8 protein-coding genes are annotated in these 7,711 nt (G+C 72.9%); 5 read left to right on the top strand and 3 right to left on the bottom strand.

Annotated elements, in window-relative coordinates; translation table 11 throughout:
* Positions 1-24 precede the first annotated feature (24 nt).
* Positions 25-1,065, top strand: a complete 1,041-nt coding sequence (locus RM704_RS42090; RefSeq protein WP_033531514.1) for a LacI family DNA-binding transcriptional regulator — start codon at positions 25-27, stop codon at positions 1,063-1,065.
* 192 nt (positions 1,066-1,257) lie between these two features.
* Positions 1,258-3,510 carry a hypothetical protein gene (locus tag RM704_RS42095; protein ID WP_033531515.1) on the top strand — a complete coding sequence of 751 codons (2,253 nt, stop codon included), beginning with the start codon at positions 1,258-1,260 and terminating at the stop codon, positions 3,508-3,510.
* Between the two features lie 66 nt (positions 3,511-3,576).
* On the opposite strand, the gene RM704_RS42100 is transcribed toward RM704_RS42095, so the two are convergent.
* Entirely contained in the window at positions 3,577-4,230 is a 654-nt protein-coding gene (locus RM704_RS42100) for a hypothetical protein (RefSeq protein WP_192829830.1), read from the bottom strand.
* 129 nt (positions 4,231-4,359) lie between these two features.
* Between RM704_RS42100 and RM704_RS42105 the strand changes: the two genes are divergently transcribed.
* Positions 4,360-4,764 (top strand): VOC family protein, encoded by a 405-nt coding sequence (locus RM704_RS42105; protein ID WP_033531516.1) that lies wholly within the window; start codon positions 4,360-4,362, stop codon positions 4,762-4,764.
* 87 nt (positions 4,765-4,851) lie between these two features.
* Here RM704_RS42105 and RM704_RS42110 read toward each other — a convergent pair whose 3' ends face one another.
* Positions 4,852-5,538, bottom strand: a complete 687-nt coding sequence (locus tag RM704_RS42110; RefSeq protein ID WP_078937443.1) for a helix-turn-helix domain-containing protein — start codon at positions 5,536-5,538, stop codon at positions 4,852-4,854.
* A 114-nt stretch (positions 5,539-5,652) separates the two neighbouring features.
* Complete coding sequence (locus RM704_RS42115) at positions 5,653-6,591, bottom strand: AraC family transcriptional regulator (protein ID WP_033531518.1); 939 nt, start codon at positions 6,589-6,591, stop codon at positions 5,653-5,655.
* 81 nt (positions 6,592-6,672) lie between these two features.
* On the opposite strand from RM704_RS42115, the gene RM704_RS42120 reads away from it, so the two are divergent.
* Entirely contained in the window at positions 6,673-7,515 is an 843-nt protein-coding gene (locus tag RM704_RS42120; RefSeq protein ID WP_033531537.1) for an NmrA family NAD(P)-binding protein, read from the top strand.
* A partial coding sequence (locus tag RM704_RS42125) for a hypothetical protein (protein ID WP_311593153.1) occupies positions 7,512-7,711 on the top strand: 200 nt, incomplete at its 3' end. The genes RM704_RS42120 and RM704_RS42125, both read left to right, overlap by 4 nt.

Below are 7,711 nucleotides of genomic sequence, written 5' to 3' on the forward strand. Positions count from 1 at the left end.
CGGGCCCTGAGAGGTGGAGTCGCGATGGTGCGTGGCGGGAGCGCGACGGCCGGGCCGACGCTGGCGGTGGTGGCGCGCGAGGCCGGGGTGTCCGTGCCCACGGCCTCGAAGGTGGTCAACGGCCGGGAGGACGTGGCCCCCGAGACCAGGCGCCGGGTCACCGAGGCGTTGGACCGGCTCGGCTATGTCCGCAGACCCCGGTTCGAGGCGTCGAAGCCGCCGCGCATGGTCGACCTGGTGGTGCACTCCCTGGAGAGCTCCTGGTCGGGCGCCGTTCTGCACGGCGTCGAACAGGCCGCCCACGACGCCGGCCTGGAGGTCGTCGTCTCGGCCGGTCTGACCCGTACCCGGGGTGCCCGCCCCGAACGCGGCTGGTTCGACAAGCTGACCGCACGCGGCTCGGCGGGCGTGCTCTTCAACCTGGCCGAACTGTCCCCCGCCCAGTACTCCTGGCTCACCCAGCACCGCATCCCGTTCGTGCTGATCGACCCGGTTCTGGAGCCGCCGCCCGGCGTGGTGTCCGTGGGCGCGGCCAACTGGCAGGGCGGGACGACCGCCACCGACCATCTGCTGTCCCTGGGCCACGAGCGGATCGCCGTGATCGCCGGGTACCGGCGCAAGATGTGCAGCAGCGCCCGGGTCGCGGGATACCGCTCGGCGCTGACGGCGGCAGGCATCCCGTACCGGCCGGACTACGTCCGTTACGGCAACTTCATGGAGACCACCGCCCGGTACCGCATGCTCCAGCTGCTCGACCTTCCCGAGCCGCCGACCGCCGTGTTCGTCTGCTCGGACAAGATGGCCCTCGGTGTCTACGAGGCGCTGGCCGAGCGGGGGCTGCGGGTGCCGGACGACATCAGCGTGGTCGGTTTCGACGACCTGCCCGAGGCGCGCTGGGCCACTCCCGGCCTGACCACCGTCCGCCAGCCGCTCTCGGAGATGGCCCAGACCGCGCTACGGCTGCTGGTGCGGATGATGGAGGGCGACCAACCGGAGGGGACGCGCACCGAGTTGTCGACCCGCCTGGTGGAACGGGCCAGCACGGGGGTGCTCGGCCCGGTCTGAGCGGGTGCGGCCCGGGTGCGGCGGGGTTCGGTGGAGTGGTTGCGGAGGACCCGAGTTCGGGTGAACGGTTGGCGTCGTGGGACCGTACGCATAGGGATGGCCAATCGGGTGGTCCCGGCGGTCCCTCGGCCCCGGCCCGCTCCGCTCCACCAGCACTGAGCTCCACATGCTCCACAGGGAAGGACCTTCGGGTTGTCGCACATACGCTCTCCGCAGCTTCCGGGACCGACTCCGGCTCCGGACGACGACAAGGCCCCGGAGGACGCCGCCCCTCCGAAACGGGACGCGGTCGCGGTGACCGAGCCGGCGGAGCCGAAGGCGGGGGCGGAGGCGGGGGCGGAGGCCGGGGCGGAGGCCGGGGCGGAGGCCGGGAGGGGGGCCGCGAGGGAGGAACCCGAGGGGGGAACGCCCGGCGCCGGGACCGCGACGGAGGAGCCCGAGCAGCACACGTCCGCACCGGCTCGGACCGGGGCCAGGACGGAGACGCCCGAGGCGGGAACGGCCGAGACGGAGGCCGAGACGGCAACGGACAAGACGGAGACGCCCGAGGCGGGAACGGCCAAGAGCCAAGCCGAGGCGGAGAAGTCCGAGCCGGGAACGGACGAGACTCGAGCCGAAGCGGAGACACCCGAGGCGCGCGAGCCCGGGCTCAAGGCGCGCCCGGAGAACCCCGACCCGACCCCCGAACCCGGAACGTCCACCCTCGCACCCGAGGCTGACACCCCGGACCCCGACCCCGAGGCGGCCGCCCCCGCATCCCCCTCGGTCCCGGAGTCCGGTCCCGAGCCCGCCGCCTCCCCCTCCCCCGGCCGGCGCACGAGGCACCCCCGGGCCGCGCGTGCCGTCGCCTGGGCCGGGACGGGGCTTGCCCTCGCGCTCGTCCTGTTCGCGCTCCTCGTGCCGAACGACATCACGGAGCTTGACCTCGGCCGCTTCCTGCGGATCCCGGCGGAGGGCATCCTCGTCGCGGGACTGCTGCTGGTGCTGCCCGCGAAGGCGCGCCGCGTGGCGGTCGTGGCGGTCGGCGTGGTGCTCGGTCTCCTGGTGATCGTCAAGGTGCTGGACATGGGGTCGTACTGGACCCTGGACCGCCCCTTCGACCTGGTGCTGGACTGGATCCTGCTGGACGACGCGCAGTCGTTCATGAAGGACTCGCTCGGCGGGGCTGCCGCCCAGGCCGCGACCGTCGGGGTGATCGCGCTCGCGCTCGCGCTGCCCGTGCTGATGACGCTCGCGGTCGTACGACTGAGCAGGCTGATGGTGCGCAACCGGCACACGGCGAGCCGTACGCTCCTCGTCCTGGGCACCGCGTGGATCACCTGCTCGACGCTGACGCTGGAGATATCCGACGTACCGGTGGCCTCGCACAGCGCCGCCACCCTCGTGGAGAACCGGATCGAGGCGGTGAGCGAGGGCCTGAAGGACGGCGAGGCGTTCCGCAAGCAGGCCGCGGTGGACGCCTTCGCCGACGTCCCGCCGGACCAGCTGCTGACGGGGCTGCGCGGCAAGGACGTACTGATCACGTTCATCGAGAGCTACGGCCGTTCCGCGATCGACGACCCGCGGATGGGCGAACCGCTCGGTGAGACCCTCACGCAGAAGACGCAGGAGCTGAAGGACGCCGGATACGCCTCGCGGAGCGGCTGGCTGCGCTCCCCCATCACCGGCGCCGGCAGCTGGCTGGGGCACTCCACGTTCCTGTCCGGTCTGTGGATCAAGAACCAGTCGCGGTACAACAACCTCGTCGCGAGCGACCGGCTCACCCTCACCGAGGCGTTCCGCCGCACCGGCGCCTGGCGCACGGTCGGTATCGTGCCGGGCACCCAGAAGACCTGGCCCGAGGGCAAGTACTTCGGGCTGGACCACATCTACGACTCCGACCAACTGGGCTACCAGGGGCCGAAGTTCAGTTGGTCCACCATGCCCGACCAGTACACGCTGAAGGCCTTCCAGGAGCTGGAGCACGGCAGGAAGGACCGGGAGCCGATGATGGCGGAGATCATCCTCACCTCCAGCCACAACCCGTGGGCGCCGATCCCGAGCACGATCCCCGAGGAGGACATCGGTGACGGCTCGGTCTACCACTCCCTCCAGAAGGCCGAGGGCAAGGACCCGACGGAGGTCTGGAAGGATCCGCTGGCCGTCCGGGACGAGTACCGCAAGTCCATCCAGTACTCGGTGACCAGCCTCGTCGACTTCGTCGCGGAGTACGGCTCCGAGGACACCGTGCTGGTCTTCCTCGGCGACCACCAGCCGAACAAGACGGTCACCGGCGACAACCCCAGCCACGACGTGCCGGTGTCGATCGTGGCCCAGGACCCCGAGGTGCTGGAGAAGATCTCCGACTGGGGCTGGACGGACGGACTCAAGCCCGCCGACTCCACGCCGACATGGCGGATGGACACGTTCCGTGACCGCTTCATGACGGCCTTCGGGCCGCAGTAGCCGGGGGTAGTACGTCCTGATCGCCGACGCACCCCGCCGGCCGGTCACGCCATCGGGGCGTGGGGCTCAACCCGAGGCACCCACCTCGTCGCGCGGCGCTCCGTCGCCGGCCGGGGGCAGGTCACCGCGTTCGGTCGGCTTGCCGTGGGACGGGGGCCTGTCGCCGTGGCGGGGCGGGAGGAGGAAGGCGAGTTCGACGTCGCTGGGCCGATGGGCGGCGAGGGCGGCGGCCCGCAGGGTGGCGCGGTCGACGGCGGTCTCGGCGGCGCTGATCCGGACGAGGTGGCCGTCCTCCGGTACGACGTACTCGTGCTGTCCGGCCGAGGCCCGGTACCAGGTGGTCCCGTCGCGCTCGCAGCTGACCGCCTCGCCCGTGCCCTGGCCCACCGGCTGCTCGGGGCAGCTCCCGGCGGTCATCGTGCCGCGGTCGACGAGGAGCAGGAGCTGGGCGCTGTTCCTGCGGGACCAGTAGGCGGCGGAGAACCCGTCGGCGCCGTACACGCCGACGGACTGCCGGGCCAGCATGAACCCGGGGGACTCGGTGACGTAGACGAGCCCCGGGGCGAGGCCCAGCGCCTCGGCACGGGCGTGCAGTTCGGCCCGGTCGGGGGGCGGTGCCAAGGGCTCCCGGTCCGCGACCACGACCTTCTCGGTGCCGCAGGCGGTGAGCAGCAACGGCAGCAACGCCAGGGGCAGCAGAACACGCGCGGTACGGAGCATGGACATGACCTCCATCCTGCCGCACAGATGTTCCACAGGTGAGCCAAAGAGTCCGTTCCGTGAGAGCGCTTGCTCCGATGTCCGATTCCTTCAAGACCGGCCGTCGCCGTCCGCCCTACGGTGGCTCGCATGACTCCACGACTCGACGCGATCGGGATGGTGGCCTCGGACATGGCCGCCTCCGTCACCTTCTACCGCCGGCTCGGTTTCGCCTTCCCCGAGGGTGCCGAGAACCTGCCGCACGCCGAGGCCCGACTGCCGGGCGGGCTGCGGCTGTTGCTCGACACAGAGGAGACCGTCCGGTCCTTCCATCCGGAGTACCGCCCGGGGACCGGCGGCGGCGCCGGGCTGGCCCTGCTCTGCGACAGTCCGGCCGAAGTCGACGCGGTGTACGAAGAGTTGGTGGGTGCCGGGTACCACGGTGAACTCAAACCGTGGGACGCGGTGTGGGGCCAGCGCTACGCCGTGGTCCTCGACCCCGACGGCAACGGCGTCGACCTCTTCGCGCCGCTGCCGACGCCCGCCGACGAGTAGCCCCGCCCGCCACCGGGCGACACCCACCGGCCCGGAGTGCCCGCGCCACCCAGCCCCGGCTGCTGTCTGCCGTCCGCCGTCCGCCGTCTACCGTCCGCCGAGCAGCTCTCCGAGCGGCAGTCCCGCCAACTCCCGTACGTCACGGGCGAGATGGGCTTGGTCGGCGTAGCCGGTCCGAGCCGCCGTCTCGGCGAAGGGCACACCGGCCCGGGCGAGTGCGAGCGCCCGCTGCAGCCGCAGCACACGGGCCAGCGTCTTCGGTCCGTACCCGAACGCGGCGAGTGATCGCCGGTGCAACTTCCGTGCTCCGATCCCCAGTTCGTCGGCGGTCGCCGCGACGGGCCGGCCCGCGTCGAGGGCGTCGACGACCTGCCGCAGCAGCGCGTCGGGCCGCCCCGCCTCGGCCGCCCGCTCCAGGACCACCTCTTCGAGTCCGCTCGCCGGATCGTCCGCCGCGTTCACCCGGGCGGTGAGCCGCCGCACGAGCGTCGGCGACCACAGTTCGGCCAGGTCCACGCGCCGGTCCCGCAACTCGTGCGCGGGCACCCCCAGAAAACCGGGCGCCTGACCGGGGGAGAACCGAAGCCCCGCCCACCTGCTGGACGCCCCCTCGGTGACGTACGCCCGGGTGTCGGGACCGGCCACCATCAGCCGCCCGTCTTTCCACAGCAGGTCCATGCACCCGTCGGGCAGGACCCGCCCCGCGCCCGGCCGACTCGGGCTGTTGGTCCACACCACGGCCCCGCTCAGCCGAGAGGCCCTTTCGACATACACGACAGAAAGGCTACGCCCGTGGCCCCCGCGGCCTTCAAGCGCGCGGGAGACCGCGCGGACAACCACGGACCACGGACCACCAGGCCCCCACGGCGCTTCGCCGCGCTCCACGGCCTACGCGGACCGCCGGTGCTCCTGCGGACTCACCCCGTACACCCTCTTGAACGCGCTGGACAGAGCGAACGCGCTCCCGTACCCCACCCGCCGGGCGATCGCCTCCAGCGTGTCCTCGCTGTCGCGCAGTCGGTCCGCGGCCAGCGCGAGCCGCCACCCCGTGAGGTACGTCATCGGCGGCTCCCCCACCAACTCGTTGAACCGCCGGGCCAGCGCCGCCCGAGAGACGCCCGCCTTCGCGGCCAGCGAGGTCACCGTCCAGGGGTGCGCGGCGTCGTCCTGCATCAGCCGCAGCACCCGCCCCACCACCGGGTCCGACATCGCGGCGTACCAGGCGGGAGGCGCCGCGTCCGGGCGGGCGAACCACGCCCGCAGCGCGGCGATGACCAGCAGGTCGAGGAGCCGGTCGAGGACGAGTTCCTGACCGGGCTCGTCGCGCACGATCTCCTCCATGAGGAGCGGCGTGAGCGGACACGGCCACTCCTCGGAGGTCAGCGTGAGCAGCGGTGGCAGCGCGTCGAGGAGCCGTCCGCCGACCTCGCTCTGCCAGAGGTACGTGCCGATCAGGACCACCGTCGAGCCGTCGAGCCGGTCGCCCCAGGAGCGGACGCCGAGGTCCATCGAGCCGTTGAGGGGGCGGCCGTCGGGGTAACTGCACTCGCCGCCCGGCAGGATCACGGCCTGCGGCGGGGTCGAGGGGTCGTCGGCGCAGGTGTAGGGGGCGGGGCCGCGTGCGACGGCGAGGTCACCGGCGGACAGCCGTACCGGCTCCCCGCCGCCCTCGTCGGGGGCGACCCAGGCCTCGCCCCGGACCATGAGCATGACCGTGAGCGGGGCGCGGTCCTCCACGCGTACGCACCAGGGAGGGTCGAAGCACGCCCGGATCATGAAGGCGCCACGGGCTCGCGGGCCCTCCAGCAGGCCGGTGAGTGCGTCCATGTCCGTCAGCGTAGACGCGCGCTTATGGGAATGAGCCGTTCGGCGATGGGGTGTGGGGGCGCGGGGCCCTTCACTGGAGGCATGACACAGGACACGGCACGTACTCAGGACATGACGGTGTGGGTGACGGGGGCCTCGGGGCGTACGGGCAGCCGGGTGGCGGAGGCCGCGCGGGCCGCCGGGCTCACGGTGCGGGCGGCGTCCCGGGCGACCGGGTTCGACTGGCTGGACCGGTCCACCTGGGCCCCGGCGCTGCGCGGGGCGGACGCGGCGTACCTGGTGTACCCCTCGGACATCGGGGCGCCGGGTGCCGCCGGGGCGATCGGCGGGGTGGCCCGGGAGGCGGTCGCGCAGGGTGTACGGCGGCTCGTGCTGCTGTCGGCACGCGGGCAGGATCTCGCGGCTCCCGCCGAGGAGGCCGTGCGGACGTCGGGCGCGGAGTGGACGATCGTGCGGGCGGCGTGGTTCATGCAGAACTTCAGCGAGGGGCCGCTGGTGGAGGGGCTGCGGCACGGGGAGTTGGTGTTTCCCGGGGGTGAGGTGGAGGAGCCGTTCGTCGATGTGCGGGACATCGCCGATGTCGTGGTCGCGGTGCTCGTGGCGGGGGACGCGTACGTCGGGCGGACCGTGGAGGTGACGGGTCCCCGGCTGTTGACCTTCCGGGAGGCGGTGGCGGAGATCTCGGCGGTCACGGGGAGGGCGTTCGCGTATGTGCCGGTGTCGGCGCGGGACTACGGCGACCGGCTGCTGGGGTTCGGTGTGCCGGCGGGGGAGGTGGCGTCGCTGGTGGAGGCGTTCGAGGGGCTGTTGGACGGGCGCAACGCGAGCGTCCGCGACGGGGTGCGGGCGGTGTTGGGCCGGGAGGCGCGGGACTTCGGCGCGTTCGCTCGGGAGGCGGCGGGGGCGGGGGTCTGGAAGGCGTGAGCGCCCTCGGGGTACGGGCGTTCGCCGAGGACCCGGAAGGCGTCAGCACCCTCGGCGTACCGGCGTTCACCGAGGACCCGGAAGGCGTCAGCACCCTCGGCGTACCGGCGTTCACCGAGGACCCGGAAGGCGTCAGCACCCTCGGCGTACCGGCGTTCACCGAGGACCCGGAAGGCGTCAGCACCCTCGGCGTACC

The organism is Streptomyces gottesmaniae, assembly GCF_031845845.1.
In the GTDB taxonomy this organism is placed as follows: Bacteria; Actinomycetota; Actinomycetes; order Streptomycetales; family Streptomycetaceae; genus Streptomyces; species Streptomyces akebiae.

Coding starts and splice junctions, on each gene's coding strand:
- RM704_RS42100 (WP_192829830.1), bottom strand. CDS start 4,230: ATGCTCCGTACCGCGCGTGTTCTGCTGCCCCTGGCGTTGCTGCCGTTG.
- RM704_RS42115 (WP_033531518.1), bottom strand. CDS start 6,591: ATGGACGCACTCACCGGCCTGCTGGAGGGCCCGCGAGCCCGTGGCGCC.
- RM704_RS42090 (WP_033531514.1), top strand. CDS start 25: ATGGTGCGTGGCGGGAGCGCGACGGCCGGGCCGACGCTGGCGGTGGTG.
- RM704_RS42120 (WP_033531537.1), top strand. CDS start 6,673: ATGACACAGGACACGGCACGTACTCAGGACATGACGGTGTGGGTGACG.
- RM704_RS42105 (WP_033531516.1), top strand. CDS start 4,360: ATGACTCCACGACTCGACGCGATCGGGATGGTGGCCTCGGACATGGCC.